Origin of the sequence: Streptomyces griseoaurantiacus, from assembly GCF_036189845.1 — a bacterium.
Taxonomy (GTDB): Bacteria; Actinomycetota; Actinomycetes; order Streptomycetales; family Streptomycetaceae; genus Streptomyces; species Streptomyces griseoaurantiacus.
Map to the genome: position 1 here is coordinate 4662062 of NZ_CP108326.1, position 25683 is coordinate 4687744.

25 protein-coding genes and 1 pseudogene are annotated in these 25683 nt (G+C 73.8%); 17 read left to right on the top strand and 9 right to left on the bottom strand.

Annotated elements, in window-relative coordinates:
- The first annotated feature begins 35 nt into the window (after positions 1-35).
- Entirely contained in the window at positions 36-1880 is a 1845-nt protein-coding gene (locus tag OHB09_RS20850) for a phosphoenolpyruvate carboxykinase (GTP) (RefSeq protein ID WP_167793427.1), read from the top strand.
- Between the two features lie 186 nt (positions 1881-2066).
- On the opposite strand, the gene OHB09_RS20855 is transcribed toward OHB09_RS20850, so the two are convergent.
- Entirely contained in the window at positions 2067-2549 is a 483-nt protein-coding gene (locus OHB09_RS20855) for an SCO4983 family protein (protein ID WP_191851543.1), read from the bottom strand.
- A 113-nt stretch (positions 2550-2662) separates the two neighbouring features.
- Entirely contained in the window at positions 2663-3874 is a 1212-nt protein-coding gene (locus OHB09_RS20860; RefSeq protein WP_040893942.1) for a pyridoxal phosphate-dependent aminotransferase, read from the bottom strand.
- Between the two features lie 139 nt (positions 3875-4013).
- On the opposite strand from OHB09_RS20860, the gene OHB09_RS20865 reads away from it, so the two are divergent.
- Both OHB09_RS20865 and OHB09_RS20870 read left to right on the top strand, forming a co-directional pair.
- On the top strand, positions 4014-4883 hold the full coding sequence (locus OHB09_RS20865; protein WP_319118922.1) for a hypothetical protein: 870 nt from the start codon (positions 4014-4016) through the stop codon (positions 4881-4883).
- Positions 4884-5018: 135 nt separating this feature from the next.
- On the top strand, positions 5019-5930 hold the full coding sequence (locus tag OHB09_RS20870; RefSeq protein ID WP_191851541.1) for a S1 family peptidase: 912 nt from the start codon (positions 5019-5021) through the stop codon (positions 5928-5930).
- A gap of 37 nt (positions 5931-5967) precedes the next feature.
- Here OHB09_RS20870 and OHB09_RS20875 read toward each other — a convergent pair whose 3' ends face one another.
- Entirely contained in the window at positions 5968-7617 is a 1650-nt protein-coding gene (locus OHB09_RS20875; RefSeq protein WP_191890999.1) for an N-acyl-D-amino-acid deacylase family protein, read from the bottom strand.
- Between the two features lie 15 nt (positions 7618-7632).
- Positions 7633-8949 carry an amino acid deaminase gene (locus OHB09_RS20880; protein WP_234528562.1) on the bottom strand — a complete coding sequence of 439 codons (1317 nt, stop codon included), beginning with the start codon at positions 8947-8949 and terminating at the stop codon, positions 7633-7635.
- A gap of 171 nt (positions 8950-9120) precedes the next feature.
- Here OHB09_RS20880 and OHB09_RS20885 point away from each other — a divergent pair, with 171 nt between their 5' ends.
- The 6 genes from OHB09_RS20885 to OHB09_RS20910 all read left to right on the top strand — a co-directional run bounded on the left by OHB09_RS20885 (position 9121) and on the right by OHB09_RS20910 (position 14312).
- Positions 9121-10185 carry a sugar kinase gene (locus OHB09_RS20885; RefSeq protein WP_006138184.1) on the top strand — a complete coding sequence of 355 codons (1065 nt, stop codon included), beginning with the start codon at positions 9121-9123 and terminating at the stop codon, positions 10183-10185.
- Positions 10182-11006: an IclR family transcriptional regulator gene (locus tag OHB09_RS20890; RefSeq protein WP_191891001.1), complete on the top strand. Its 825-nt coding sequence runs from the start codon at positions 10182-10184 to the stop codon at positions 11004-11006. Before OHB09_RS20885 ends, OHB09_RS20890 begins: the two co-directional genes overlap by 4 nt.
- Positions 11003-11413: a RidA family protein gene (locus OHB09_RS20895; RefSeq protein ID WP_006138182.1), complete on the top strand. Its 411-nt coding sequence runs from the start codon at positions 11003-11005 to the stop codon at positions 11411-11413. Before OHB09_RS20890 ends, OHB09_RS20895 begins: the two co-directional genes overlap by 4 nt.
- A gap of 146 nt (positions 11414-11559) precedes the next feature.
- Positions 11560-13053 (top strand): GntP family permease, encoded by a 1494-nt coding sequence (locus tag OHB09_RS20900; protein ID WP_040894009.1) that lies wholly within the window; start codon positions 11560-11562, stop codon positions 13051-13053.
- An 85-nt stretch (positions 13054-13138) separates the two neighbouring features.
- Complete coding sequence (locus OHB09_RS20905) at positions 13139-13759, top strand: hypothetical protein (protein WP_328922365.1); 621 nt, start codon at positions 13139-13141, stop codon at positions 13757-13759.
- A gap of 163 nt (positions 13760-13922) precedes the next feature.
- Positions 13923-14312 carry a VOC family protein gene (locus OHB09_RS20910; RefSeq protein ID WP_006138176.1) on the top strand — a complete coding sequence of 130 codons (390 nt, stop codon included), beginning with the start codon at positions 13923-13925 and terminating at the stop codon, positions 14310-14312.
- Between the two features lie 325 nt (positions 14313-14637).
- Here OHB09_RS20910 and OHB09_RS20915 read toward each other — a convergent pair whose 3' ends face one another.
- Complete coding sequence (locus OHB09_RS20915) at positions 14638-15720, bottom strand: helix-turn-helix transcriptional regulator (RefSeq protein WP_328922366.1); 1083 nt, start codon at positions 15718-15720, stop codon at positions 14638-14640.
- Between the two features lie 98 nt (positions 15721-15818).
- Here OHB09_RS20915 and OHB09_RS20920 point away from each other — a divergent pair, with 98 nt between their 5' ends.
- Entirely contained in the window at positions 15819-16226 is a 408-nt protein-coding gene (locus tag OHB09_RS20920) for a VOC family protein (protein WP_006138173.1), read from the top strand.
- Positions 16227-16235: 9 nt separating this feature from the next.
- Here the strand turns inward: OHB09_RS20920 and OHB09_RS20925 are convergent, their stop codons facing one another.
- Both OHB09_RS20925 and OHB09_RS20930 read right to left on the bottom strand, forming a co-directional pair.
- Entirely contained in the window at positions 16236-16997 is a 762-nt protein-coding gene (locus OHB09_RS20925) for an SDR family NAD(P)-dependent oxidoreductase (RefSeq protein ID WP_191891004.1), read from the bottom strand.
- On the bottom strand, positions 16994-17416 hold the full coding sequence (locus OHB09_RS20930) for a VOC family protein (protein ID WP_006138170.1): 423 nt from the start codon (positions 17414-17416) through the stop codon (positions 16994-16996). The genes OHB09_RS20925 and OHB09_RS20930 overlap by 4 nt, the downstream gene beginning before the upstream one ends.
- 138 nt (positions 17417-17554) lie before the next feature.
- On the opposite strand from OHB09_RS20930, the gene OHB09_RS20935 reads away from it, so the two are divergent.
- Positions 17555-18232 (top strand): GntR family transcriptional regulator, encoded by a 678-nt coding sequence (locus OHB09_RS20935; RefSeq protein ID WP_191851537.1) that lies wholly within the window; start codon positions 17555-17557, stop codon positions 18230-18232.
- Between the two features lie 28 nt (positions 18233-18260).
- Here the strand turns inward: OHB09_RS20935 and OHB09_RS20940 are convergent, their stop codons facing one another.
- Positions 18261-18539, bottom strand: coding sequence for an Atu4866 domain-containing protein (locus tag OHB09_RS20940; RefSeq protein ID WP_191851536.1), 279 nt, complete (start codon positions 18537-18539; stop codon positions 18261-18263).
- Positions 18540-18707: 168 nt separating this feature from the next.
- Here OHB09_RS20940 and OHB09_RS20945 point away from each other — a divergent pair, with 168 nt between their 5' ends.
- Together OHB09_RS20945 and OHB09_RS33325 are read left to right on the top strand one after the other, a co-directional pair.
- On the top strand, positions 18708-19565 hold the full coding sequence (locus OHB09_RS20945; RefSeq protein WP_040893939.1) for a hypothetical protein: 858 nt from the start codon (positions 18708-18710) through the stop codon (positions 19563-19565).
- 15 nt (positions 19566-19580) lie between these two features.
- A pseudogene (locus tag OHB09_RS33325) lies at positions 19581-19697 on the top strand (type II toxin-antitoxin system YoeB family toxin); the annotation flags it as partial.
- 51 nt (positions 19698-19748) lie between these two features.
- On the opposite strand, the gene OHB09_RS20950 reads toward OHB09_RS33325, so the two are convergent.
- A complete protein-coding gene (locus tag OHB09_RS20950) occupies positions 19749-21470 on the bottom strand; it encodes a chitinase (RefSeq protein WP_093597253.1) in 1722 nt (573 codons plus the stop codon).
- Between the two features lie 411 nt (positions 21471-21881).
- Here OHB09_RS20950 and OHB09_RS20955 point away from each other — a divergent pair, with 411 nt between their 5' ends.
- From OHB09_RS20955 to OHB09_RS20970, 4 genes are all read left to right on the top strand, one after another.
- Positions 21882-22796 carry a hypothetical protein gene (locus OHB09_RS20955; RefSeq protein ID WP_006138154.1) on the top strand — a complete coding sequence of 305 codons (915 nt, stop codon included), beginning with the start codon at positions 21882-21884 and terminating at the stop codon, positions 22794-22796.
- 97 nt (positions 22797-22893) lie between these two features.
- Complete coding sequence (cpaB, locus tag OHB09_RS20960) at positions 22894-23607, top strand: Flp pilus assembly protein CpaB (RefSeq protein WP_006138152.1); 714 nt, start codon at positions 22894-22896, stop codon at positions 23605-23607.
- Between the two features lie 13 nt (positions 23608-23620).
- A complete protein-coding gene (locus OHB09_RS20965; RefSeq protein WP_191891006.1) occupies positions 23621-25246 on the top strand; it encodes an AAA family ATPase in 1626 nt (541 codons plus the stop codon).
- The gene (locus OHB09_RS20970; protein WP_252306669.1) at positions 25243-25638 is read left to right on the top strand and encodes a TadE/TadG family type IV pilus assembly protein; all 396 of its coding nucleotides are present in this window, start codon (positions 25243-25245) and stop codon (positions 25636-25638) included. Before OHB09_RS20965 ends, OHB09_RS20970 begins: the two co-directional genes overlap by 4 nt.
- The last annotated feature ends 45 nt before the right edge of the window (positions 25639-25683 follow it).

Below are 25683 nucleotides of genomic sequence, written 5' to 3' on the forward strand. Positions count from 1 at the left end.
GCCTCCAACACAAAACCCCTCATCTAGGAGCAATCGTGGCGCGCGACATCGCGGCTCCCACCACCGTTCCCTCCACCGCCCCCACCCGCCATCAGGAACTGATCTCGTGGGTGCACGAGATCGCCGAACTCACCCAGCCGGACGACGTGGTCTGGTGCGACGGATCCGAGGCCGAGTACGAGCGCCTGTGCGGGGAGCTCGTCGCCAAGGGCACGTTCACGAAGCTCGACCCGGTGCTGCGGCCCAACTCGTACTACGCCGCCTCCGACCCCTCGGACGTGGCGCGCGTGGAGGACCGCACGTTCATCTGCTCCGCGAAGGAGGAGGACGCGGGGCCGACCAACCACTGGAAGGACCCCGCCGAGATGCGGGAGATCTTCCGGGGCCGGGACGGTCGGGGCGGCGTCTTCCGCGGCTCCATGCGCGGACGCACGATGTACGTCGTCCCCTTCTGCATGGGCCCCCTCGGCTCCCCGCTCTCCGCGCTCGGCGTGGAGATCACGGACTCCGCGTACGTCGCCGTCTCCATGCGCACCATGACCCGCATGGGACAGCCGGTCCTGGACGAACTCGGCGAGGACGGCTTCTTCGTCAAGGCCGTGCACACGGTCGGCGCCCCGCTCGCCGAGGGCGAGAGTGACGTCCCCTGGCCCTGCAACAGCACCAAGTACATCTCGCACTTCCCCGAGGACCGCGAGATCTGGTCCTACGGCTCCGGCTACGGCGGCAACGCGCTGCTGGGCAAGAAGTGCTACGCCCTGCGCATCGCCTCCGTCATGGCCCGCGACGAGGGCTGGCTCGCCGAGCACATGCTGGTGCTGAAGCTGACCCCGCCCACCGGGGAGCCCAAGTACGTCGCCGCCGCCTTCCCCTCGGCCTGCGGCAAGACCAACCTGGCCATGCTGGAGCCGACGATCCCCGGCTGGACCGTGGAGACCATCGGCGACGACATCGCCTGGATGCGCTTCGGCGAGGACGGCCGGCTCTACGCCATCAACCCCGAGGCCGGTTTCTTCGGCGTCGCGCCCGGCACCGGTGAGCACACCAACGCCAACGCGATGAAGACGCTGTGGGGCAACTCGGTCTTCACCAACGTGGCGCTCACCGACGACGGCGACGTCTGGTGGGAGGGCATGACGGAGGAGACCCCGGCCCACCTCACCGACTGGAAGGGCCGGGACTGGACGCCGGACTCCACGGAGCCCGCCGCCCACCCCAACGCCCGTTTCACGACCCCCGCCGCGCAGTGCCCCATCATCGCGCCCGAGTGGGAGGACCCCCGGGGCGTGCCGATCTCGGCGATCCTGTTCGGCGGCCGCCGTGCCACCGCCGTGCCCCTGGTCACCGAGTCCTTCGACTGGAACCACGGGGTCTTCCTCGGCGCCAACGTGGCCTCCGAGAAGACCGCCGCGGCCGAGGGCAAGGTCGGCGAGCTGCGCCGCGACCCCTTCGCCATGCTGCCCTTCTGCGGCTACAACATGGGCGACTACATGGCCCACTGGATCGAGGTGGGCGCCGACAAGGACCGGTCGAAGCTGCCGAAGATCTACTACGTCAACTGGTTCCGCAAGAACGACGAGGGCAAGTTCGTCTGGCCCGGCTTCGGCGAGAACGCGCGCGTGCTCAAGTGGATCGTCGAGCGGCTGGAGGGGAAGGCCGAGGGCGTCGAGACGCCGATCGGCGTCCTGCCGACGAGGGAGTCGCTGGACACCGCCGGGCTCGACCTGCCGGAGGCCGACCTGGACTTCCTGCTCACGGTGGACAAGGAGGCATGGCGCGAGGAGGCGGCGCTGGTGCCCGACCATCTGAACACCTTCGGCGAGCACACCCCGCGCGAGCTGTGGGACCAGTACCGGGAGCTGGTGCGGCGCCTGGGCTGACCGGGCACACACACGTCCGCGGCGGGCCGGCCGCGCTCCTCGTCGGCCGCTGACCGCCGCGGCGGACCGGCCCCGCACAACGGCGTGCGGGGCCACTGACATGAAGCGTGGGTCGGAGCCCCGGTCCGCGCGCCGCTGCGGAGGCGCGCGGACCGGGGCCGTTCTCGCCCCGCGGGCGGGCGCGCCTCAGCGGGCCGCGAGCTGCCGGGGCCCGGGGGCGGGCACCGCCGTCGCGGCGGCCTCGGCGTGGGCGTCCGCCACGGCCTCGGCGTGGGCGTCCATCTGCTCGGCGGAGAGGATCGCCGCGGCCGTGTCCGCGCGGGAGGCGGCGACGACCAGGGCGCGGCCGGCGAGGGCGTGGGCACGACGGCGCAGGGCCTGCGCCAGGACCTGCGTCTCGGCCACGGAGCCGGACGGCACCGGCACCGTGGCACGGACCGGCGGGCTGCCGCCGCGCAGCCGCCCGACCTGGGCGGCGAGCCGCTCGGCGGACTCGTCGAGCCGGTCCGAGGGGGCGAGCGCGCGAAGCTCGTCGGTCACCGCGAGCAGCGCGGCGAGATGGCCGGCGAGCTGGATGTCGAGCTCCTCCTCCCGGGACCGGTGCGGGAAGTCGGACTCGTGGGTGCCGGCCATCGTGTGGACCGACTTGGTGCGGATCGGTTCGTACATGGGGGATGGCCTCCTGTGCTGCGAGATGCCATCCTAGCTTAGAACCAGTCTAAAGTTGCGCGGATCCAAGAAATGGCTGGTCGCCGGAGGCGGGTCCGAGGGGAGGCCCCCGCTCACACCTGGCTGTAGCCGTCCAGGAAGTGGCCGATGCGGGTGATGGCGGACGTCAGATCGGCGACGGTGGGGAGGGTGACCACGCGGAAGTGGTCGGGTTCCGGCCAGTTGAAGCCCGTGCCGTGCACGACCATGATCTTCTCGCGGCGCAGCAGTTCGAGGACCATCCGCCGGTCGTCCTTGATCTTGAAGACCTTGGGGTCGAGCCGCGGGAACAGATACAGCGCTCCCTTCGGCTTCACGCACGTCACCCCGGGGATGCGGGTCAGCAGCTCGTGGGCGAGGTCGCGCTGCTCCTTCAGACGTCCGCCCGGCAGCACCAGGTCCTCGATGGTCTGCCGTCCGCTCAGCGCCGCGACGACCCCGTGCTGGCCCGGCATGTTCGCGCACAGGCGCATGTTCGCGAGGATCGTCAGGCCCTCGATGTAGGAGTCGGCGTGCGCGCGCGGTCCGGAGATCGCCATCCAGCCCACCCGGTAGCCCGCCACCCGGTACGCCTTCGACATGCCGTTGAAGGTCAGCGTCAGCAGGTCGGGCGCGACGGCCGCGGTCGGGACGTGGGTGGCGCCGTCGTAGAGGATCTTGTCGTAGATCTCGTCCGAGCAGACCAGCAGGTTGTGCCGGCGGGCGATGTCGGTGAGCCCCTTCACCATCGACCGGTCGTAGACGGCCCCGGTCGGATTGTTGGGGTTGATGATGACGAGCGCCTTGGTGCGGTCGGTGACCTTGCGCTCGATGTCGGCGAGGTCCGGCATCCAGTCCGACTGCTCGTCGCAGCGGTAGTGCACGGCCGTGCCGCCGGACAGCGACACCGCCGCCGTCCACAGCGGGTAGTCCGGCGCGGGGACGAGGACCTCGTCGCCGTCGTCGAGCAGCGCCTGCATCGCCATCACGATCAGCTCGGAGACGCCGTTGCCGACGAAGACGTTCTCGACGTCCGTCTCGATGCCGAGGGTCTGGTTGTGCATGACGACCGCCCGGCGCGCGGCCAGCAGGCCCTTGGCGTCGCCGTAGCCGTGCGCGCTGGAGACGTTGCGCAGGATGTCCTCGAGGATCTCCGGCGGGCACTCGAAGCCGAAGGCGGCCGGGTTGCCGGTGTTGAGCTTGAGGATGCGGTGGCCCGCCGCTTCCAGCCGCATCGCCTCCTCGAGAACCGGGCCCCGGATCTCGTAGCCGACGTTGGCGAGCTTCGTGGACTGGATCACCTGCATGTCCGCGAGCTTACGGCCGCCCCGGCGGGTCCGCGTCGTGTTTCCCACCACAGGGAACCCGTACGGCCCCGGCCGATTTCGGTCCCGGTGCCGTCCACCCCTGCCCCTCGCGCCCCATGCGCCCCTAGAATGCGCCCTCGTGTCATGGCAGCAACAGCCTGAGGGCGGGGCGCACGGCGGGTACGGCGGGTACGCCGACGAAGCCGGGAACGCCGGGAACGCCGAGAGCACCGCGGACGGGGCGGCGGACGCCCGCCCCTCGGGCGGGGTGCGGTCGCGCGGTGACGCCCTCGCGGCTCACCCGATCGTGTATCACCCGGACACCGGGACGTGGAGGCCGGAGTACGACCGGTACGCGGACCCGGCGGCCGCCCACGGGTGGCAGAACGCCTACGACGAGACCCGCGAGCTGCCCCGGATCGTTCCCCCGGCGGCCCCCGCCGCGCCCGAGGCCGGGCCTCCCGCCCCGGGCCGTCCTCGGGCCGCCAGGCGCGCGGCGCTCGCGGCCGGTGCGCTCGGCGTGGCGGGGGCCGCCGTCCTGCTGGCCGGCGGCTTCGGCGCGGGGTCCTCCGGGACGCCGGGCGGTGCGGGGGAGTCCGCGCGTCCGGCGGCCGCGTCCACCGGGGCGGAGGGCTCCGCCTCCGCCGACGGCGCCCCTTCCGGCACCGACTCCGCCACCCCCTCGGCGACCGGTTCCGGCTCGGCCGTGCCCTCCGGCGCGGGGGAGCCCTCCGCGTCCGCCGGGATCACGCGGGCCGCCTCCCCGAACCCGCGCGGAGCGGGCGCGGGCGACGGCTCGGAGCCGGGCGGTTCCGCCACCCGGTCCGCCCCGCCCGCGTCCCCCACGCGTTTCCCCTTCCCCCCGGCCCCCTCCGCCCCGGGCCCGACCGCGTCGAACCCGTACGGCGGCGGACACGGCGGAGGTGGCTGGGGCGGGGGCGGCTGGGGCGGTGGAGGTGGCTGGGGAGGCGGAAGCGGAGGCGGCGGGGGCGGCTGGGGTCAGCACTGACGTCCGGCGTTCCCTTCTCGCGGCCGAAAAGCGCCCCTTGCCCCCGCACACCTCCCCTCTGAGAATGCGCATGACAACTCAACGGGCGGCCGGACGACCTTCGGCCGCCCCGTCATGTCTCAGAGGGGACCCCACATGAGAAAGCCTCTCGTCACCGCGCTGCTCGCCCTGGTCATCGCCGGGGCCGGCGCCGCCCCCACGGCGACGGCGGCCCCGGCGTCCGCGCACGCCCCGACCACCGCCTCCGCCCCCACCACCGCCTCCGCGCGGGACACCACCACGACCCCCGCGCGCGACACCGCTCCCACCCTCCGGGCCGTCGACTACGCCGGCACGGTCGCGCTCAGCAACTGCTCCGGCTCCGTCGTCCGGCTCCCCGCCTCCGCCGACTCCGATCCGGCGCTCGTCCTCACCAACGGCCACTGCCTGGAGACCGGCTTCCCCGAGCCCGGCGAGGTGATCGTCGACCAGGCCTCCAGCCGCTCCTTCACCCTGCTCAACTCGGCCGGGAGCGGCGTCGCCACCCTGCGGGCGAGCAAGGTCGCGTACTCGACGATGACCGACACCGACGTCACCCTCTACCAGCTCACCCGCACCTACGCGCAGATCAGGAGCAGCTACGGGATCAGCGCCCTCACCCTCGACGACAGCCATCCCGTCGCCGGCACCGCCATCAAGGTCGTCTCCGGCTACTGGAAGCGCATCTACACCTGCGCGATCGACGGCTTCGCCTACCGGCTCAAGGAGGGCGGCTGGACCTGGAAGGACTCCGTCCGCTACACCTCCGCCTGCGACACGATCGGCGGTACCTCGGGCTCGCCGGTGATCGACACCGCCACCGGCAAGGTCGTCGCCGTCAACAACACGGGCAACGAGGACGGCGGCCGCTGCACCGTCAACAACCCCTGCGAGGTGGACGCGAACGGCACCGTCACCGTTCGCAAGGGCATCAACTACGCGGAGGAGACCTACGGCATCCCGGCCTGCTTCGGCGCCGGCAACAAGCTCAACCTGAACGCGAGCGGCTGCACCCTGCCCAAGCCCTGACCCTCCCGAGGCCCGGGCGGGCGGTTCACGCCGCCGTTCACACCGGCGTGCGGCGCACCGCGCGCCCCGCCAGGACGTCCGTGCGCCGCCCGTCCTCGATCACGAAACGCCCGTCGATCAGCACGTGGGGGATGCCCGTCGGCAGCCGGCGGGGGTCCTCGAAGGTGGCGCCGGGCGCGACGGTCGCCGGGTCGAAGAGCACCAGGTCGGCCCGGTACCCCTCGCGCACCAGCCCCCGGTCCGGCAGCCGCAGCCGGGCCGCCGGGCGGCCGGTGAGGTGGGCCACGCACTCCTCCAGGGACAGCACCCCCAACTCCCTCACGTAGGTGCCGAGATAGCGGGGGAAGGTGCCGTAGGCGCGCGGGTGCGGCTTGCTGCCCTGGAGGATGCCGTCCGAGCCGCCGGTGTGCGCCGGGTGCCGCATGATCGTGCGGACGTTCTCCTCGTGGCCGACGTGCTGCAGGATCGTCGTGCCGAGCCTGTCCCCGGTCAGCAGCCGGCGCGCCACGGTCCAGGGCGTCTCGCCGCGCTCCCGGGCGGCCTGAAGCACCGTGCGGCCCACGTACCCGGCGAGCGCGGGGTCGCCGACGCCGGAGATCTCGATCGTCTCCCACTCGACGGGGACGCCGTGGCACCCGTCGGAACCGGTCACCTCCAGGTGGTGACGGATCCGCTCGGCGCTCTCCTCGTCCGCGAGCCGCCCGAGCACCGCCTCGGGGCCGCCCTCGCTCGCCCAGCTCGGCAGCAGGGCCGCGAGGGTGGTGCAGCCGGGGGTGTAGGGATAGGTGTCCAGGGTGATGTCGGCCCCGGCCGCCAGCGCCTTGTCGAGCAGGGCGAGCAGCTCGGGCGCCCGGTCCCGGTTCACGCCGAAGTTCATGGTGGCGTGGGCCAGGTGCAGCGGGCAGCCGGCCTCGCGGGTGAGCGCGACCATCTCCTCGTAGGCCTCCAGCGCCCCCGCCCCGTAGGAGCGGTGGTGCGGGCAGTAGTAGCCGCCGTAGGAGGCCACCACCCGGCACAGCTCGGTCAGTTCGGCACCGTCCGCGTACATGCCGGGGGTGTAGGTGAGCCCGGAGGAGAGGCCGACGGCACCCTGCTCCAGGCCCTCCGCGACCAGTCGCCGCATCCGGTCCAGCTCGGCGGGTGTGGCCGGGCGGTCGTCCCAGCCGACGGCGAGGGCGCGGACGGTGCCCTGCGGGATCAGATAGGCGGCGTTGACGGCGATGCCCCGGCCGTCGAAGCCGTGGTCGAGCCGGTCGAGGTACTCGCCGACCGAGCGCCAGCTGAGGTCGAGGTCGTCACCGGGGCCGTTCCAGCCCGCGATGGCCCGGCGGACCTCGGCGAGCGTGCGCTCGTCGACCGGCGCGTAGGAGAGCCCGTCCTGCCCGATGACCTCCAGGGTCACGCCCTGCGCGGCCTTGGCGCTGTGGTCCGGGTCGCGCAGCAGGGCGAGGTCGCTGTGTGCGTGCATGTCGATGAAGCCGGGGGCCAGGACCAGCCCTTCGGCGTCGATCTCCCGCCGGGCGCGCGGGCGTTGGCAGCCGGCCGCCCAGGCCTCCTGGACGATCGAGACGATCCTGCCGTCCTCGACCGCCACGTCGGCGCGGTAGGAGGGCGCGCCGGTGCCGTCCACGACCTCCGCGTCGCGCAGGACGAGATCGGCCCGGTCGGTGACGTCGACGGGATCCATGGCGTACCGGCCTCTCTAGAAGAACGTGCGGACGTAGTCGGTGACCGTGCCGTCCGCCTCGACCACGGGGATGAGCTGCCACTTGTCGAAGGTGGTGCAGGGGTGGGACAGGCCCACGCCGACCCAGTCGCCCACCTCCAGGTCCGCCTCCTCCGTCGTGCGCAGCCACATGTGCTGGTCGGAGAGTCCGGTCACCGTCACCCCGGTGGCCGCTCGCTCCCGGCCGTCCCGTCGTACCACCTGGGCGAAGGGCAGGTCCAGGTCGTGGGCGGCGTCGCGCTTGCCCGCGTTGGCGAAGGCCTGCTCCGGGGAGGGGCGGGAGACGACCTGCGTCCACAGCCGGAACGCGGGCTCCAGGCCGCCCTCGTCCGGGACCCGGTTGAAGGGGGTGACGTGGCGGTAGTGGCCGTCGTCGTGCGAGACGTAGGCGCCCGAGCGCAGCAGCTTGAGCGCGGGCAGGGAGAGGGCGGGCAGCTCGGCGAGGACGTCGGCGACCGCGTCGAACCAGGCGCTGCCGCCCGCGCTGACGACGATCTCGTCCAGGCCCGTCCCCGCGAAGCGGCCGGCCGCGTCGAACCCGGCCGCGAGCGCGGTCAGCCGGCGCAGCCAGGCCCGTACGCGGTCGGGGTCGGCCTCGGGGACCTCGCCCTCGTAGCCGGCCACGCCGGCCAGCCGCAGGGTGGTGGTGGCCGCGACCGCGTCGGCGACCGCCGCGCACTCGGCCTCCGTGCGCGCCCCGGTGCGTGCCCCCTCACCGGCGCCGAGTTCGACGACGACGTCCAGCGGGCGGCCGCCTTCCGGCAGCGGGGAGAGCGCGGCGTCCATCAGCTCGACACCGCGCACGGAGTCGACGTAGCAAAGGAAGCGGAAGTCCGGGTCGGCGGCGAGTTCGGCGGCGATCCAGCGCAGGGCGGCCGGATCGACGACCTCGTTGGCCACGAAGATCCGCGCGATGCCGAACTCGCGGGCCACGCGCACCTGGTGGGGGAGGGCGAGCGTGATACCCCAGGCGCCCCGCTCGATCTGGCGCCGGAAGAGCTGCGGGGCCATGGAGGTCTTGCCGTGCGGGGCGAAGGCGAGGCCGTGCCGCTCGGCGTAGCGCTCCATGACCGCCAGGTTGTGCTCCAGCCGCTCGGCGGACAGGGCGAGCACGGGGGTGGTGAAGCCGCCGTCGAACAGGTTGCGCCGTTCGGCCGCGAGCGCGCCGACGGTGAGGTGGGCGGCGTCCGGCGGGAGGCCCTTGAAACGGTGGCCGACGGGCTCCTCGGAGAGGCGCGCGACGGGGTCCTCCGCCGTACCGGCGACAGTGGAGGACGGGGTGTCGAGGGCCATGCAGCCTCCCTGATCAGGTACGTTGCATTCTCTGCAACGTTCATTGCGTATGTCGCTCACTGCTGTCTAACATCTCGGCCGAACGCGGGTCAACGGCACCGTCCCTGCCCCGCGGCAGCGCCCCGGGAGCCCCCGTGGCACCCAGCGAGCCCCCGAGGAGCCTCCGTCGCCGTGACCGCCACCGGCCCGCACAGCGCCCCGCCCGCCGTCGACGTCGTCGCGCTGGGGGAGTCCATGGTGACCTTCCTGCCCACCCGGCCGGGACGGCTCGCCGACGTGCCGGCGTTCGAGCGCGGGATCGGCGGGGCCGAGTCCAACCTGGCGTGCGCGCTGGCCGCCGCCGGGCACACCGTGCGCTGGGTGAGCAGGGTCGGCGCGGACGGCTTCGGCGACCACCTCCTGGAGGCGATCGGCGCGTACGGCGTCGACGTGAGCGCGGTGCGCCGCGACCCGGCCCGCCCCACCGGCGTCTACTTCCGCACCGCCGGGGACCGCTCGGGGGACGCCCACGAGGTGGCGTACTACCGTGCCGGTTCGGCCGCCTCCGCGATGTCCGCCGACACCCTGGACACCGACGTCCTGGGGGACTGCCGCATCCTGCACCTCACCGGGATCACCCCCGCCCTCTCCGCCGACTGCCGGGACCTCGTGAGGGAACTGACGGCCCGTCGCCCCGGCCGCCCGCTCGTCTCCTTCGACGTCAACCACCGCCCCGAACTGTGGGCCGGCACCGAGGGCCCCCGGGCGCTGCTCGAACCGGCGCGCGGGGCCGACCTCGTCTTCGTCGGGGAGGACGAGGCCCGCGCCGCCTGGGGCCTCGACGGCGCCCGGGCGATCCGCGAGGCCCTGCCCGAGCCGGAGACCCTCGTCGTCAAGCGGGGTGCGGACGGGGCGACGGCCTACGGCAGGGACGGCTCCGAGGTCACCGTCGGCGCCCCGGCCGTCGACGTCCTCGCGCACGTCGGCGCCGGCGACGCCTTCGCCGCCGGCTTCCTCTCCGCCACTCTGCGCGGGCTGCCCGTCCGCGAGCGGCTCCGCCACGGCCACCTGATGGCCGCCGCCGCCCTCACCGTCCCCGGCGACCTCGCCGCGCCGCCCGCCCGCGACCACGCCGACCGGCTGGCCGCACTCGACGAGGAGGCCTGGGGGAGACTGCGACTCGGCCCCGGCTGGACCCGGGAGGACCGGACGCGGGAGGACGCCGGCCGGGCCGAGGAGGAGGTACGCGAACCATGAGCCAGACCGTCGACCGGGCGCTGTCGATCCTGCCGCTGCTCGCCGAGGGCCCCGCCGACCTCGGCGGTGTCGCCGAACGGCTCGGCGTGCACAAGTCCACCGCGCTGCGCCTGCTGCGCACCCTGCACGAACACGGCCTGGTCTACCGCCAGTCCGACCAGCGCTACCGCCTCGGCGCCCGGCTGTTCGCCCTCGCCCAGGAGGCGATGGAGAACCTCGACATCCGCGAGATCGCGCACCCGCACCTCGTGGCCCTCAACGAGGAGTGCGGGCACACCGTGCACCTCGCGGTCCACGAGGAGAACGAGGTCCTCTACATCGACAAGGTCGACAGCCGCTATCCGGTGCGCATGTACTCGCGCATCGGCAAGCCGGTCGCCCTCACCGTGGCGGCGGTGGCCAAGCTGCTCCTCGCCGACCTGCCCGAGGCCGAACGGCGGGCCCTCGCCGAAGGGCTCGACTACCCGCCCTACACCTCCCGTTCGACACCGCACGCGGCCGCGTTCCTGCGCGAGCTGGAGAAGGTGCGCGAACAGGGCTGGGCCACCGACCTCGGCGGCCACGAGGAGTCCATCAACTGCGTCGCCGCCCCCGTGCGCGGCGCCGACGGCCGGGTCGTCGCCGCGATGTCGGTCTCGGCGCCCAACGTCGTCGTCACCGCCGAGGAACTCCTCGCCCTGCTCCCCAAGGTGCGCCGCACGGCGGACGCCATCAGCGGCGAGTACTCCGGCAGAACCCCCGCAAGCCCAGCGGGCCCGCCGAGCCCGGCAGCCCCCGGTGCCGCGGCCCCCGCCGGCCCGCAAGGAAAGGACACCCCATGACGGACAAGATAGCCCTCACCCCCAGCACCCACACCACCCCGCCCGCGAAGTTCTCGCACGGCGTGCGCAAGGGCAACATCCTCCAGGTCGCCGGGCAGGTCGGCTTCCTGCCCGCCGAGGAGGGCAAGGCGCCCACGCCCGCCGGGCCGACCCTGCGCGAGCAGACCCTCCAGACCCTCGCCAACGTCAAGGCGATCCTGGAGGAGGGCGGGGCGAGCTGGGACGACGTGATGATGCTCCGCGTCTACCTCACCGACGTGGACCACTTCGCCGAGATGAACGAGCTGTACAACACCTACTTCGAGGAGCAGGGGCTCACCGCGCCCCCGGCCGCCCGCACCACCGTGTACGTCGGCCTGCCCCCGGGCCTGCTCATCGAGATCGACGCGCTCGCCGTACTGGACTGACCCCGGCGCCCGTCCGCACCACCGACGCGGGCGTCCCGCACCATCGGGACGCCCGCGCCGTCCCCCCACCCCCTGCCCGAAAGCCTCATGGCACCCCCCGTCACACGAGAAGCACGAGGTCCCCCGCCATGCTCAATGTCATGCCCATGTCCATACCGAGAGGTCCGGTCGCGCTCGCGGCGGGCGCCGCCCCCGAGACCCCGCCCCACACCGGCGGCCTGATCGCCCTCATCCACGGCACCGCCGGCCTGCTCACCGTCGCCGCGCTCGGCATCGCGCTGCTGCTCTTCCTGATCATCAAGATCCGGCTGCAGCCCTTCCTCGCCCTGCTCACCGTCTCCATCGCCGTCGGCCTCGCCGCCGGACTCTCGGTCACCGAACTCTTCGGCACCGTCCAGCGCTCCGACGCCGTCTCGCTCATCGAGTCCGGCATGGGCGGCACCCTCGGCCACGTCGCCATCATCATCGGCCTGGGCACCATGCTCGGCTCGGTCCTGGAGGTCTCCGGCGGCGCCGAGGTCCTCGCCTCCCGGCTGCTGCACCTGTTCGGCGAGAAGCGCGCCCCGCTCGCGATGGGCCTGACCGGCCTCGTCTTCGGCATCCCGGTCTTCTTCGACGTCGGCATCTTCGTCCTCGCGCCGATCGTCTACGCGGCCACCAAGCGCGGCGGCAAGTCCATCGTCCTCTACGCCATGCCGCTGCTGGCCGGCCTGTCGATGACCCACGCCTTCCTGCCGCCGCACCCCGGCCCGGTGGCCGCGGCCGGACTGCTCAAGGTCGACCTCGGCTGGGTCATCCTCATGGGCATCGTCTGCGGCATCCCCGCCGTGCTCGCCGCCTGGGCCTGGGCGGCCTGGATCGGCCGGCGGATCTTCGTCCCCGTGCCGCAGGACATGGTCGAGGCGGCGGAGGAGTCCAAGGCGTCCCTCGCGGCCGAGCAGCGGGCGGCCGGGGTGACGCCCTCGGAGAAGCCGGTCCCGCTCTCCGTCGTCTTCACCATCATCGGCACACCGCTGGTCCTGATCCTGCTCTCCACCTTCTCCTCGATCGCCTTCGACCCCTCCACGGGCCGCTCGGTGGTGGAGTTCTTCGGCCACCCCTTCGTCGCCCTGACGATCGCGCTGCTGCTGGCGTACTACCTGCTCGGCATCCGGCGCGGCTGGTCCCGCAAGTCCCTGGAGACCGTCTCCACGGCCTCGCTCAAGCCGATCGGCAACATCCTGCTCGTCGTCGGCGCGGGCGGCATCTTCGGCGCGGTCCTCAAGGGCAGCGGCGTCGCCCAGGCCCTGTCCGACACCTTCCACGACGTCGGACTGCCGGTGATCGTGCTGTCCTACCTGATCTCGCTGGTGCTGCGGGTGGCGCAGGGCTCCGCCACGGTCGCCATCGTCACCACGGCGGGCATCGTGGCGCCGCTGCTGTCCGAGGGGCACCACTCGCAGGCGTTCGTCGCGCTCGTCATCATGGCGATCTCGGCGGGCTCCATCTTCGCCTCGCACGTCAACGACGGCGGGTTCTGGATGGTCGCCAAGTACTTCGGCATCAGCGAGCGCGACACGCTGAAGACGTGGACGGTCCTCGAATCGGTGCTGTCGGTGGCCGGGTTCGCGGTCGCGGCGGTGATCAGCCTGTTCCTGTGACGACCGCCGGCCCGCCCCCGGGATTCGTATAACGATGCGGGGGCGGCTTGCACCGGACACAGGATGGTGCACCATACTGCCCGCTGTGGAGCAGCGCATAGGTTCGAGCAAGCAGTCCCTGGAAGGCGCCGGGTTGGACCCGGCGTACGTCCCCGGCCTGACGGTGCCCGGGTCCCGTGAGCCGGAGGAGACGGCGGAGGCGGGCACCCCGGCCGCGCCGTCGCCGGAGGCGGCCCCGGAGCCGGCGGAGGCCGCCCCGGAGCCGGCCGACGCCGCGCCGGAGCCGGAGGCCGCCGCCGAGCCGGCGGCGGAGGCGGCCCCGGAGCCGGCCGACGCCGCCGACGACACCGAGGCGGAAGTCGCCGCCGAGGGGCCGGTGTTCGAGGCCGCCGACCGCCGGGCCTCGATCCTCGCGGACGCGGCGGGCGTACGGCTCCACCTGGACGACCAGGACTGCGAATTCCGCTGGGACGAGATCGCGGCGGTGGAGACCGCGTTCCCGCGCTTCGGCAAGCGGTTCACGGTCACCGTGCACACGCCGCAGGCGCGCTGGTACTACGTCGAGGTCGAGGCGCCCTCCCGCTCCCGCTTCGCGGAGTGGGACAAGCAGCTCGACGAGGTCCTGGACGCGTACTTCGAAGAAGGCGCCGAAGGCGCTGAGGACGCCGAAGGCGCTGACGGCGCCGAGGCCGCCGAGGACGCATAGCCCCTCCCGCGCCCCGACGGAGCGCCGCACGGCCCACTCCGGCCGTGCGGCGCTCTTCGCGTTGATCACGTGCTTCGCCCGGCGCACTGACGTACGCTCACCGCCCTGTCCGAGGCGCCGACCGCGCTCCGCTCCACCTCACACACCCCTGGGGGATCTCCATATGGCCGGCAGGCTCATCGAAGTGGTCGTCGACTGCCACGACCCGGAACGGCTCGCCGCATTCTGGAGCGAGGTGCTGGGCTGGAAGGTGATCGACCGGGACGGCGGCACGGTGGAGATCGGCTCCTGGGAGCCGACGGTCGAGGAGTTCCGCGCCCGGCAGATGGCGCCCACGGTCCTCTTCATCCCGGTGCCCGAGGGCAAGACGGTGAAGAACCGCCTCCACCTCGACGTCAGCCCCGTCGAGGGCAGCACCGAGGACGAGGTGACCCGCCTGCTCGCCCTCGGCGCCACCCGGGTGCAGGAGGAACAGCCGGCGAACCAGAGCTGGGTCGTCCTGCGGGACCCCGAGGACAACGAGTTCTGCGTCCTGCGCACGCTGGACCGCTAGGGTCCGTCTGACATTCGCGCCTGCCGCGCGTGGTCTGGCACGCACGCACCAGACCACGCGCGGCCCGCCCTTCGGCCGGACGACGGGAATCGTCGGACAGACCTAGGGCCTCTCGTTTGGAGCATCCCGGCGTCGCGGGGTCCGGCACGCGCCTCTGCGGCGTTGTCGTCGGTTGCCAGGGCTCCGCCCTGGCGCCCTCCTCCGCCTTGCAGCCGCACGCACCGGACCCCGCTCGGGTCGGCCGAGGACGTACCGCGCCTCCCAGCCGGCCTGATCCAGACGAAAGGCCCTGGCCCGGACGCACAGGGGGCGGCCGAAGGCGGGATCAGTGATCGTCCGGGGCGGGGGCCTCCGGTGCCGACGCGGTCGCGTACATGGTCAGGCGGTCGGCCAGTGAGGTCACGAGGGTGCGCAGTTCGGGGGGCCGGTCGATGACGAAGGGGCGGTCCAGGGCGGCGAGTACGGCGGGGATCCAGTCCAGCCGTTCCGCCCGCAGCCGCACCTCGGTCCAGTCGGCGCCGTCCTCGGGCGGCAGCGGGGAGAGCGTGGCGAGGCCGGGCGGCAGGTGGCGGCGGACGTGGTGCTCCTCGGCCCGGACCCGGACGCGCACCTCGTGCGCCCAGGGCGCCCCGGCCAGGCTGTCCAGGACCGCGGCCACCGGGTCGAAGTCCGGCGGGCTCTCGAAGGAACCGGGGAGCACGTGCATGCCGGTGACGCGGTCCAGCCGGAAGGTGCGCACCTCGGCAGGACCGGCGACCGGACCCGCGGAGGGGTCGGTGGAGGGATCGGTGGCCGGACCGGCGGAGGGGTCGGTGGCCGGGCCCGCGGACGGGTCGGCCGCGGTCAGGTACCAGCGTCCGCCGTGGGCGACCAGGCCGTAGGGCCACACCGTGCGCTCGCTGCTCCGGCCCCTGCGGTCGGTGTAGCCGAGCGCCACGGGCCGACGGTCGCGCGCGGCCTCGGCGAGGCCGAGGAGCAGCCCGGCCTCCCGGGCCCCGGCGGAACGGGGCGGCGCGGTGAAGTCCGCCGTCTCCAGCAGCGCCTCGAGCCGTCGCCCCAGCGCCTTCGGCAGGACCCGGCGCAGTTTGGCCGCCGCGCTCTCGCTCGCCGCGCCGGAGGCGGTGACCGGACCGGTCCGCTGCGCGACCAGCAGCCCGAGCAGGACGGCGAGCGCCTCCTCGTCCGTCAGCATCAGCGGCGGCATCCGGTGGCCGGGGGCGAGCCGGTAGCCGCCGTAGCGCCCGCGCAGGGACTCGACGGGCACCCCCAGCTCCAGCAGATGGCCGGCGTACCGGCGGACGGTGCGTTCGTCGACGCCGAGCCGGGCGGCGAGGTCGGCCACGGTGCGGGTGCCGCCGCCCTGGAGGATCTCCAGCAGCGCGAGCACCCGGGTGGTGGAAGTGGTCACGGGGAAAGTCTCTCGCGCATACCGGGCGGAAGCTGTCCGGTATCGGGTCTAGCGTGTGAGGTGTTCCACCCACCAGCGACCGTCAGGACCGGCCCGTCATGAACCTCGTCTCCCTCCGTGTCATCTCCCACGACGTCACCCGCCTCGTCAGCTTCTACGAGCAGGTCACCGGTGTCTCCGCGACCTGGTGGACGCCCGACTTCGCCGAGCTGGCGACGCCCTCGGGCACGCTCGCCCTGGCGAGCGACCGCACCCTCGCCCTCTTCGGCGAGGACGTGGCGGAGCCCGCCGCCAACCGCTCGGTGATCATCGAGTTCCGGGTCGAGGACGTCGACGCGGAGCACGAGCGGCTCGCCGCCCTCGGACACGCCTTCGTCCAGCGGCCGACGACGATGCCCTGGGGCAACCGCTCCCTCCTCCTGCGCGACCCGGACGGCAGCCTCGTCAACCTCTTCACCCCGGTCACCGAGGAGGCCCTGCGGCGGCAGGAGCGGCCGACCGCCTGAGCCCGGCCCTCAGGTGCGCAGGTAGGAGGCCCCGTTGAGGTCGACGACGGTCCCCGAGGCCCAGGCCGCGGCCGGGGAGGCGAGGAAGCGCACGGTGGCGGCGACCTCCTCCGGGGTGCCGACCCGCCCGAACGGGCTCTCCGTGCGCAGCCGTTCGCCCTCGGGGCCCGACAGCTTCGCCGCCTGCCGTTCGGTGGCGATGAAGCCGGGCGCGACCGAGGTGACCGTGATGCCGTGCGGGGCCAGCGCCACCGCCAGGGACTGGCCGAGGGCGTGCAGCGCCGCCTTGGTCGCCCCGTAGGCGGGGAAGTCCGGTTCGCCGCGGAACGCGCCCCGGGAGCCGACGTTGACGAGTGCGCCGGCCGCGCCCCGCTCGACGAGGTGCGCGGCCACCGCCCAGCTCAGGTCGGCGGCGCCGAGGAGGTTGACGTCCACCATCCGCCGCCACACCCGCTGCCACTGCGCGAGCGGGGTGCCGGTCACGGGGTGCAGGGTGTCCGCGGCGGGCGCCACGGCGGCGTTGTTCACCAGCACGTCCACCGTGCCGAGCGCGTCCACCGCCTCGGCCACCAGCCGCTCGGCCGCGCCGGGTTCGCCCAGGTCGGCACGGAGCAGCGCGTGCCCGGTGCCGGGCAGCTCCTCCAGGGTGCGTTCGGCGTCCGCGCGGCGGCCGGCGTAGTGCACCGCGACCCGGTCGCCGTCGGCCGCGAAGGCCCTCGCGACGGCGCGGCCGATGCCCCGCGAGCCGCCGGTGACCAGGACGCCCCTCATCGGGCGAACACCATCGACTCGTCGCGGAAGGACTTGAACTCCAGGGCGTTGCCCGCGGGATCGCGGAAGAACATGGTCCACTGCTCGCCCGGCTCGCCGGGGAAGCGGAGCTGCGGCTCGATCTCGAAGCGCACCCCGGCGGCGCGCAGCCGCTCGGCGAACCGGTGGAAGCCCTCCTCGTCGAGGAGCAGCCCGTAGTGGGGGATCGGTACCTCGTGCCGTCCCACCAGGCTGGTGCCGGCGGGCCGTGGTGCCTCGGGCACCAGGTGGGTCACGAGCTGGTGGCCCCGGAGGTCCCAGTCCACCCAGTGGTCGGTGCTGCGCCCCTCGGGCAGGCCCAGGACCCGACCGTAGAAGTGGCGGGCGGCGGCCAGGTCGTCGACGGGTACGGCCAGGTGGACGGCGGGTCGGGGGGACATCGGGCGACCTCCGGTGGGTGGGGCGACCCGAGCAGCCTGACCGAGCCCTCCTCCTGATGTCAACATTCGGACAACTCTTGGGCGACGGGGCCGGACGGGGCTGGTGCCGGACCGTGCCCGGATGCCACCCTTGCCGCCATGTCCTCCGTACTGCCGAAGGCCGCCCGGCGCGGGCTGGCCGACGAAGCCGCCGACCTGGTACGCGCGGCGATCCTCGACGGCCGCTTCCCGCCCGGCGCCGCCCTGCGCGAGGTGGAGCTGGCCGCCCACCTCGGGGTCAGCCGCGGCTCGGTCCGGGAGGGGCTGGCCCGGCTGGAGCGGGAGGGGCTGGTGCGCGGCGGCTGGCACCGCGGCACCACCGTCATCGAGGTGACGGCCGAGGACGTGGAGGAGGTCTACGTGCTGCGGGCCGCCCTGGACCGCCTCGCCGCGACCACCGCACGGCGGGTGGCGGACGAGGAGCACCTGTCCGCGCTCGACCGGCTGGTGGCCGAGATGGCGGCCGAGGCCGCCGGGTCCGGCGAGGCGCACCGCCTGGTGGCGCTGGACATCGCCTTCCACGACCGGATCTACGCCGCCGCGGGCAACGGCAGGCTCACCGCCGCCTGGGAGGCGATCCGCTCCCAGCTCCATCTGTTCCAGTTGCGCCGTGTCGACGCGGCCCGCGCGCACTACCGTGCGCGCGTGGTCGAGGAGCACCGCGAACTCGCCACCCTGCTGCGCTCCGGCGACGTCCGGACGCTGGCCCGCCGGGCCGAGGAGCACGTCGACTCCGCGCGGCGCAGCCTGCTGGCCGGTCTGCCCCCGGCCCCCTAAGGTCTGTCCGACAGACGCCCCGGGCCCCTCACCGCCGGACGCGGTGATCCCCCTCGCGGTAGAGCACGAGGTGCTCGTGGAAGAGGACGCCGTCGCGGACGTCGCCGGTGGCGGTGAAGCCGGTGTCGTCGACGTAGTCGATGTGGTCGCCGGTGACGGTGTACCGGCCGGTGTAGGCGCTGCGCCGCTGCCCGCGGGCCTCGTCGTAGCGGCCGTCGGGCAGGAGTTCCTGACGGATGTGTCCGTCCGCGGTCACCCACATCCCGACGAAGGGGTGCGGGGCGGGGGCCGTGTGCTCATCGCTCATGGCTCCACCCTCGGGCCCGCGGCGGGGGCCGGGCCAGACCGTGGTGTCCCGGGGTGCGCCGTGCCCGGGTGTGCGGCACCCGGGCAGGCCGCACCGAGGGGACGCGGCCTTCCCCGAGGGGCACGCCTCGCGCGGTACCCGCCGGACGGCGTGCCGTAGCCTGCGGACGTGTCCACGCCACCTCCGCCGCACCCGCACGTACCCCAACCACCGCCCCCGCAGGGGCCGTACGGCGGACCGCCGGTGCCCGCGCAGGGGCCGTACCCGCCGCAGCCCGCGCCCGTACCCGCGCAGGCCCCGTACGGCCCGTACGCCCCGCAGCCGCCGCAGGGCCCCTACGCCCCCCACCCCCCGCAGCCGTACGGCTGGGCCGGGCCGCCGCCACCGCCGAAGCGGCGGGTCGGACTCGTGCTCGGCATCGTGGGCGGTGTCGTCGGCGCCGTCGTGGCGCTGGTGGTCGTGCTCGTGCTCATCGGGCGGGCCGCCGTGGGCGGGTTCCCGGAGGCCGAGAACCGGCTCACCCTGCCGAAGACCCTGGTCGACGGCCGGTTCGCGCTCGCCCAGGACCTCTCCGAGAGCCAGGGCCGGCAGATCGAGGACGAGGCCGACGGGGCCTGGGACGCCAAGGACCTGCGCGCCGTCGTCGGCCAGTACAACGTCGGCGGCGACAACACCAAGGGCCTGCTGCTGCTCAGCGGCATGTACGGGCGGTTCAAGAACACCACGCAGATGCGCGTGCACCTGCTGAAGGGCGCCGCCCGGGCCGACGGCGTGACCCTGGTGGCGGGGCCGAAGGACTTCGCGCGCGAGGGCGAGCCCACGATCGGCTGCGAGGTGCTCGAGCAGCGCAGGCTGGGGGCGCGTCTGGTCTACCCCGTGTGCGCCTGGGGTGACGGCAACACGGGCGCCGCCGTCGGGGTGACCAACCGCGAGTCCTCCACGCAGACCGCCTCCGACGTGGACCTCGCCTTCTACGCCCGGCTCACCCGGCAGGTCAGGGGCGAGACGGTCGAGCCGATCGGCTGACGGCGCCCCGAGCCGCTCGAGCAGGCGCCGGCCGGCGCCTGCTCGCGCCGGATCAGCGACGAACACCGGCTGGTGCACCCGCGCCCGGAGAACGAGGTGATCGTCCTCCAGGCCCGTCACCGCTACCCGTGAGGCCCAGCGGCCGGGGGCGGAGGCGCGGGCCTCCGTCCCCGGCCCGTCGCCCTACGGCAGCCCGTGCACGTGCGGGCCCACCGCGTTGATCCACGCGTTGCCCGCCGTCGCGTCCCAGTTCGTCGACCACGTCATCGCGCCCCGCAGGGTCGGATACGTCCTCGAGGGCTTGAACGCGCCGCAGTTCGTGCCCTTCGCCAGGCAGTCCAGCGCGTTGTTCACGACCGAGGGGGAGACGTAGCCGCCGCCCGCCGCACGGGTGGACGCGGGGACGCCGAGGCCGACCTGGTTCGGGGAGAGGCCGTTCTCCAGCTGGATGCAGGCCAGGGCGGTCAGGAAGTCGACCGTGCCCTGGGCGTACACCTTGCCGTCGCAGCCCAGCATCGTGCCGCTGTTGTAGAACTGCGTGTTGACGACCGTCAGGATGTCCTTGATGTTCAGCGCGGTCTGGAAGTAACCGCCCGCGGTGGACTGCATGTCGATCGTCTGCGGCGCCATCGTGATGATCAGCGAGGACCCGGCCTTCTGCGAGAGCGAGCGCAGCGCCTGCGTCATGTAGGTGGCGTTGATGCCGTTCTCCAGGTCGATGTCGACCCCGTCGAAGCCGTAGGTCCGCATCAGCGAGTACACCGAGTCGGCGAAGGCCGCCGCGGAGGCGGCGCTGTTCACCGCGACCGTGCCGTTCTGGCCGCCCACCGACAGGACGACCTTCTTGCCCGCCGAGTGCTTCGCCGCGATGTCCGCCTTGAACTGGTCGACGGTGTAGCCGCCCAGGCCCGCCGAGTCCAGGGTGAAGGAGACCGCCCCCGGCGTGGTCGTCGCGTCGGCGAAGGCGACGGCGACGATGTCGTACTGCGAGGGCACGTCCGAGAGCTTCTGGACCTGGGCGCCGTTGTTGAAGTTCTGCCAGTAGCCGGTCACCGCGTGCCCGGACAGGGCGCCGCCGCCGTTGTCACCGCCGCCCGTGGCGGCCGTGGTCGCCGTCACCGTCGCGGACTTCGCGGACTCGCCCGCCGCGTTGGTCGCCGTCACCTGGAAGCCGTAGGAGGTGGAGGCCGCGAGGCCGGTCACCGTCGCCGAGGTGCCCGTGGCCGACTGCACCTTCGTGCCGCCCCGGTAGACGTTGTAGCCGGTGGCGTTCGAGACCGGGTTCCAGGCGAGGGAGACGGAAGAGGCGCTCGTGCCCGACACCTTCAGGCCGCCGGGGGCCGAGGGGACCGTCGGGGTGTCGGTGCCTCCGCCCCCGTCGGGGCCGAACACGGACACGTCGTCCGCGTAGTACGCGGCCTGCCCGTACCAGCCGTGCAGGTACACCGTCACCGAACTGGTGGCGGAGCCGGTGGTGAAGCGGGTGCTGAGCTGCGTCCAGGAGGAGGAGTCGGGGGTCCAGGTGGAGACGTCGGTGGTGCCGGTGCCGGTCGCGCCGAGGTAGGCGTAGCCGCCCTGCACCCACGCGCTGAGCGTGTAGGTGGAGTTGGGCTTCACGGCGACCGTCTGGGTGCACCGGGCGTTGTCCTGGCCGGCCGGGGTCGCCTTGAGCGCGCCGGCGCCGGCGTGCACGGGCGAGGACACCGTGGTGCCGCTGCCCGCCGAACAGGTCCAGTTGCCCAGACCGGCCTCGAAGCCGGCGTTCTTCGTGTTGTTGACGTCGGCGGCGGACGCCTGGCCCGCGCCCGCGAGGGCGAGGGTGAGCGCGGCGGCGAGCACTCCGGCGAGACGGCGGGCGCGGTGGGCGCGTGGTCTGTTCCCGGGCGGGGCGGCATGGCGGTGCACTGGGGCCTCCGGTGTGGGGAGTCGTGGGGAGAGAACGCGAGGGGGAATGCCGAAGGAGGGCGTGAGGAGGGCGCGCGGACGGGGAGAACGCGGTGGCCACCGCTGTCTGTTCAACATGGTCCAGACCAATGCGGCTGTCAAGAGCCTGACAAGCAGTACCGGTGGCCGCTTCCCGGGCGGAGGTCCGTCACGGTCCGCCAACACCCGCCCCGAAAGGCCCAGTTGAGGTCCCCGTCGAATCCTTCCGCCTCACTCTGTGTCGATCATGCACCGACCTTCGGTGAGATGATCTTCAAGATTCTGTGTTGAGCGGCGCACACCGTGGATATGGTGCTGATGCAAGAGGACGTGCGAGAGGACGTCACAGGGGTGATTCGAGGCGGGGGCGACCGTCCCGCCGCGAGGAACGGGGTGGTGTGCAGCGTGCCGACCGCGATAGCCGTCACCAGTCCCGGTCTGGCGCTTCCGCCGCTCGACCGGGGGACCCCGCCCGCGGTCGTCCAGCCGGGTCCCACCCTCGAACAGTCCGTCCTCGCCCTGCACGCGCTCGTCGAGCAGCACGGCTACGTCATCGCCCTGCACCCCGCCGCCTCCGGCGGCACCGCGCCCGACCCGGCCGTCCAGCGGCTGCGCACCGCGCGCTCGATGCTGGAGACCGACCGGGTCGCCCTGGTCCCCGTCGAGCTGCCCCCGCTCGGACTCGCCCTGCTCGCCCAGCAGTTGCGCCAGCTCTCGGTCTGCGACCTCAGCCCCGGCGTGCTCGCCTGCGCCGCCCGCCTGCTCGCCCACTACGTCTACGCGGGCGCCCTGCTCGGCTCCGTCGCCCGCCTCGACCGGCTGCCCGTCACCCTCACCGCGCACGCCAAGTCCTGGGTGCCCGGCGCGCAGTTCGCCGTCCTCGCCACCCCGCGCCCCCGGCTCGTCCGCGTGGGCCAGGAGGAGTTACCCGGCCCGGAGTTCGGCACCCGGCTGCTCGTCGCCGCCGGCCAGCCGCCCTCCGACTGGGTGACCACCACGCTCGCCCCCTCCTGGCGCGTCCAGGGCGTGGCCACGGTGCCGCTGCCCGAACCCTCCGGCACCTGGTGGGGCACGACCCGGCTCGCCGAGTTCGCCGCGGGCCTGCACGACGTCTCCGTGCTCTACCAGCTCGTCTCCTCCGTACGCCGTGAACTGTGCCGCTGGTGCGGCCTCGAACTCATCGGCGACCGCTGCGGGTTCTGCGCGGCGCCCCTCCTCGCGCCGCCCCCGCAGCCACCACCCCCCTCACTCGCCCCGGCCAGGGCACACGCCGGATCCGTCCGCGCCCTGCCACCCGGCATGACCTGACCCCGCCCCGGCCCCTTCGCAGCACGGCTCCGCACCACCCCGCACGGCACACCCGCTCGACCCCGCTGTCCCCGCCCCGATCGAGGTTGCCCGAGTCATGAACTCCCGCCAGCGCCGCGGCGTCATCCTGCTGGTCCTCTCGGCCCTGTGCGCCCTGGGCGCCTTCGCCGGAGTGCTGTCGGTGATCCGCGACGTGAACTCCAAGGTCGGCCCCGAGGTGACCGCGTACCGGCTCAGGAACGACATCGCCCCCTACAAGGAGCTCAGCGCCGACCAGTTCCAGCGCGTGTCCATGCCCGAGCGCTGGCTGCCGAGGACCGCCGTCACCGACCTCGCCCGGATCCGCGGCAAGATCGCCGTCACCCGGCTGGAGAAGGGCTCCCTGCTGCAGAGCGACATGATCGTCGCCCGGCCCGCGCTGGCGGCCGGGCAGCAGGAGATCGCCATCATGATCGACGCGGCCACCGGCGTCGCCGGCAAGATCGACCCCGGCTCCCGGGTCAACATCTACGCCACCTTCAAGGCCGAGAACGACAAGGGCAAGGACCAGTCCAAGGTCATCGTCGAGAACGCCCGCGTCCTGGACGTCGGGAAGATCACCGCCCTGGACCCCGACCAGAGCAGCGACGAGCGGCGGCGCAGCGCCACCCAGGCCGTCCCCATCACCTTCGCGCTCGGCACCGCCGACGCCCAGCGCGTCGCCTACGCCGAGTCGTTCGCGGAGCACGTGCGGCTCGCCCTGGTCGCGGGCGGCTCCCGGCAGCAGGTCCCGCCCGGCGACCGCACGTACACCCTCGACGAGGACAAGTAGGAGGCCCGCGCGCATGACCATCCGCATCCTCCCGGCCGTCGGCGACGCCGACGCGGCGCGCGCTCTGACCACCCTGCTCAGCCGGCTCGCCGACGCCGAACCCGCCCCGCCCGTCCCCGACTCCACCGCCCTCCTCGACACCCTCGCCCGGCTCGCCGCCGAATCGCTCGACGAACTGCCCGAGGTCGTCCTCGTGCACGAGCGGATCGGCCCCGTGCCCGCGCTCGACCTCATCCGCGACCTCGTGCTGCGCTTCCCGGCCGTCGGCGTCGTCCTCATCACCTCCGACCCCGGCGCCGCCGTCCTCACCGCCGCGATGGACTCCGGCGCCCGCGGCATCCTCGGTCTGCCGCTCGGCTACGACGCGCTCGCCGAACGCGTCCAGGCCGCCGCCACCTGGTCCGCCGGGATGCGCCGCCACCTCGGCAGCAACACCCCCGAGCTGTACGCGGGGCCCGGCGGCACGCTGATCACCGTCACCGGCGCCAAGGGCGGCGTCGGCGCCACCGTCACCGCCGTGCAGCTCGCCCTCGCCGCCCGCGCCTCGGGCCGCACGGTCGCGCTGGCCGACCTCGACCTGCAGTCCGGGGACGTGGCCTCCTACCTCGACGTGCAGTTCCGCCGTTCGGTCGCCGACCTCGCCGCCATCACCGACATCAACCCCCGGGTTCTGCAGGACGCCGTCTACGCGCACGACAGCGGGGTCTCGCTGCTGCTCGCGCCCGCCGAGGGGGAGCGCGGCGAGGAGGTCACCGACCGGGTCGCCCGCCAGGTGCTGGGCGCGCTGCGCTCCCGGCACGACGTGGTGATCGTGGACTGCGGCTCGCAGATGACCGCCGCGACCGCCGCCGCCGTCGAACTCGCCGACCAGGCCCTGCTCCTGGTCACCCCCGACGTCGTCGCCGTGCGGGCCGCCAAGCGGATGGTGCGGATGTGGGACCGGCTGCAGATCCGCAAGGCCGAGGAGACCCTCACCGTCGTCAACCGGCACTCGCGCGGCACCGAGATCCAGCCCGGCATCGTGGAGCGCGTCACCGGCACCCGGGTCGCGCGCGCCACCGTGCCCGCCGCCTTCAAGGAACTGCAGTCCGTCGTGGACGCCGGGCGCCTCCAGGACCTCGACACCCGCTCCTCCGTCAAACGGGCGCTGTGGGGCCTGGCGGGCGAACTCGGCCTGGTGACCGCGGCCGAGGGCGGCGGCGGACGGCGCCGCCGGGCCTCCTCCGACCGGGGCGCCCTCTCCCTGCGCCGCCGCGCCTCCTCGGACCGGGGCGCGGTCACCCTCGAGTTCGCCGGCATGTTCCCGATCGTCCTCGTCGTCATGGCGATCCTGTGGGAGTGCGTGCTCTACGGCTACACGTACTCCCTGGCCGGGAACGCCGCAGACGAGGCCGCCCGCGCGGCCACCGCCGCCTACGCGGTGCGCGGCGACTACCCCGGCGCCTGCCAGGCGGCCGGCGCGCGGCACCTGCCGAACTCCTGGCAGGGCGCCGACATCGAGTGCACCCCGTCCGGCTCCCTGATGCGGGCCACCGTGCAGGCCGACGTGCCGCTGTTCTTCCCCGGCGTCGACCTCGGCTGGAGCGTCGAGGGCACGGCGGGCGCGGCGCTGGAGCGGCCGGAGGGGAGCGGCGGATGACCACCCGCGCGTCGAGGGCGCACCCCGCACCGCGGGCGGTCCGCCACGGCCGCCACCGCGACGACCGGGGAGTCTCCATGATCGAGTTCGCCGGCTACCTCCCCGTCCTCCTCGTCATCGGCCTGGCCGCCATCCAGCTCGGCCTGATCGGCTACGGCGTCAACCAGGCGGGCACCGCCGCCCGCGCCGCCGCCCGCGTCGCCTCCCAGCAGGGCGGCGACGGCACCGGCGCCGGCATCGCCGCCGCCAGCGGCTGGCTCGACCCCGACCCCTCCGTACAGCGCGGCGCCGACACCACCACCGCCTCCGTCACCGTGCACGTCCCCGCCGTCGTCCCGCTCTTCGACGACTTCGACATCACCCGCACCGCCACCATGCCCACCGACGACTGAGCCCGCCCCACCCGGACCGGGTCCGTTCACCGACGAGGAGCTGAC

What these genes read in the sequence shown, in the direction of transcription:
- OHB09_RS20855 (WP_191851543.1), bottom strand. Translation starts at nt 2,549, where the DNA reads ATGTACGAACCGATCCGCACCAAGTCGGTCCACACGATGGCCGGCACC.
- OHB09_RS20860 (WP_040893942.1), bottom strand. Translation starts at nt 3,874, where the DNA reads ATGCAGGTGATCCAGTCCACGAAGCTCGCCAACGTCGGCTACGAGATC.
- OHB09_RS20870 (WP_191851541.1), top strand. Translation starts at nt 5,019, where the DNA reads ATGAGAAAGCCTCTCGTCACCGCGCTGCTCGCCCTGGTCATCGCCGGG.
- OHB09_RS20875 (WP_191890999.1), bottom strand. Translation starts at nt 7,617, where the DNA reads ATGGATCCCGTCGACGTCACCGACCGGGCCGATCTCGTCCTGCGCGAC.
- OHB09_RS20880 (WP_234528562.1), bottom strand. Translation starts at nt 8,949, where the DNA reads ATGGCCCTCGACACCCCGTCCTCCACTGTCGCCGGTACGGCGGAGGAC.
- OHB09_RS20890 (WP_191891001.1), top strand. Translation starts at nt 10,182, where the DNA reads ATGAGCCAGACCGTCGACCGGGCGCTGTCGATCCTGCCGCTGCTCGCC.
- OHB09_RS20895 (WP_006138182.1), top strand. Translation starts at nt 11,003, where the DNA reads ATGACGGACAAGATAGCCCTCACCCCCAGCACCCACACCACCCCGCCC.
- OHB09_RS20900 (WP_040894009.1), top strand. Translation starts at nt 11,560, where the DNA reads ATGTCCATACCGAGAGGTCCGGTCGCGCTCGCGGCGGGCGCCGCCCCC.
- OHB09_RS20910 (WP_006138176.1), top strand. Translation starts at nt 13,923, where the DNA reads ATGGCCGGCAGGCTCATCGAAGTGGTCGTCGACTGCCACGACCCGGAA.
- OHB09_RS20920 (WP_006138173.1), top strand. Translation starts at nt 15,819, where the DNA reads ATGAACCTCGTCTCCCTCCGTGTCATCTCCCACGACGTCACCCGCCTC.
- OHB09_RS20925 (WP_191891004.1), bottom strand. Translation starts at nt 16,997, where the DNA reads ATGAGGGGCGTCCTGGTCACCGGCGGCTCGCGGGGCATCGGCCGCGCC.
- OHB09_RS20930 (WP_006138170.1), bottom strand. Translation starts at nt 17,416, where the DNA reads ATGTCCCCCCGACCCGCCGTCCACCTGGCCGTACCCGTCGACGACCTG.
- OHB09_RS20935 (WP_191851537.1), top strand. Translation starts at nt 17,555, where the DNA reads ATGTCCTCCGTACTGCCGAAGGCCGCCCGGCGCGGGCTGGCCGACGAA.
- OHB09_RS20940 (WP_191851536.1), bottom strand. Translation starts at nt 18,539, where the DNA reads ATGAGCGATGAGCACACGGCCCCCGCCCCGCACCCCTTCGTCGGGATG.
- cpaB (WP_006138152.1), top strand. Translation starts at nt 22,894, where the DNA reads ATGAACTCCCGCCAGCGCCGCGGCGTCATCCTGCTGGTCCTCTCGGCC.
- OHB09_RS20965 (WP_191891006.1), top strand. Translation starts at nt 23,621, where the DNA reads ATGACCATCCGCATCCTCCCGGCCGTCGGCGACGCCGACGCGGCGCGC.
- OHB09_RS20970 (WP_252306669.1), top strand. Translation starts at nt 25,243, where the DNA reads ATGACCACCCGCGCGTCGAGGGCGCACCCCGCACCGCGGGCGGTCCGC.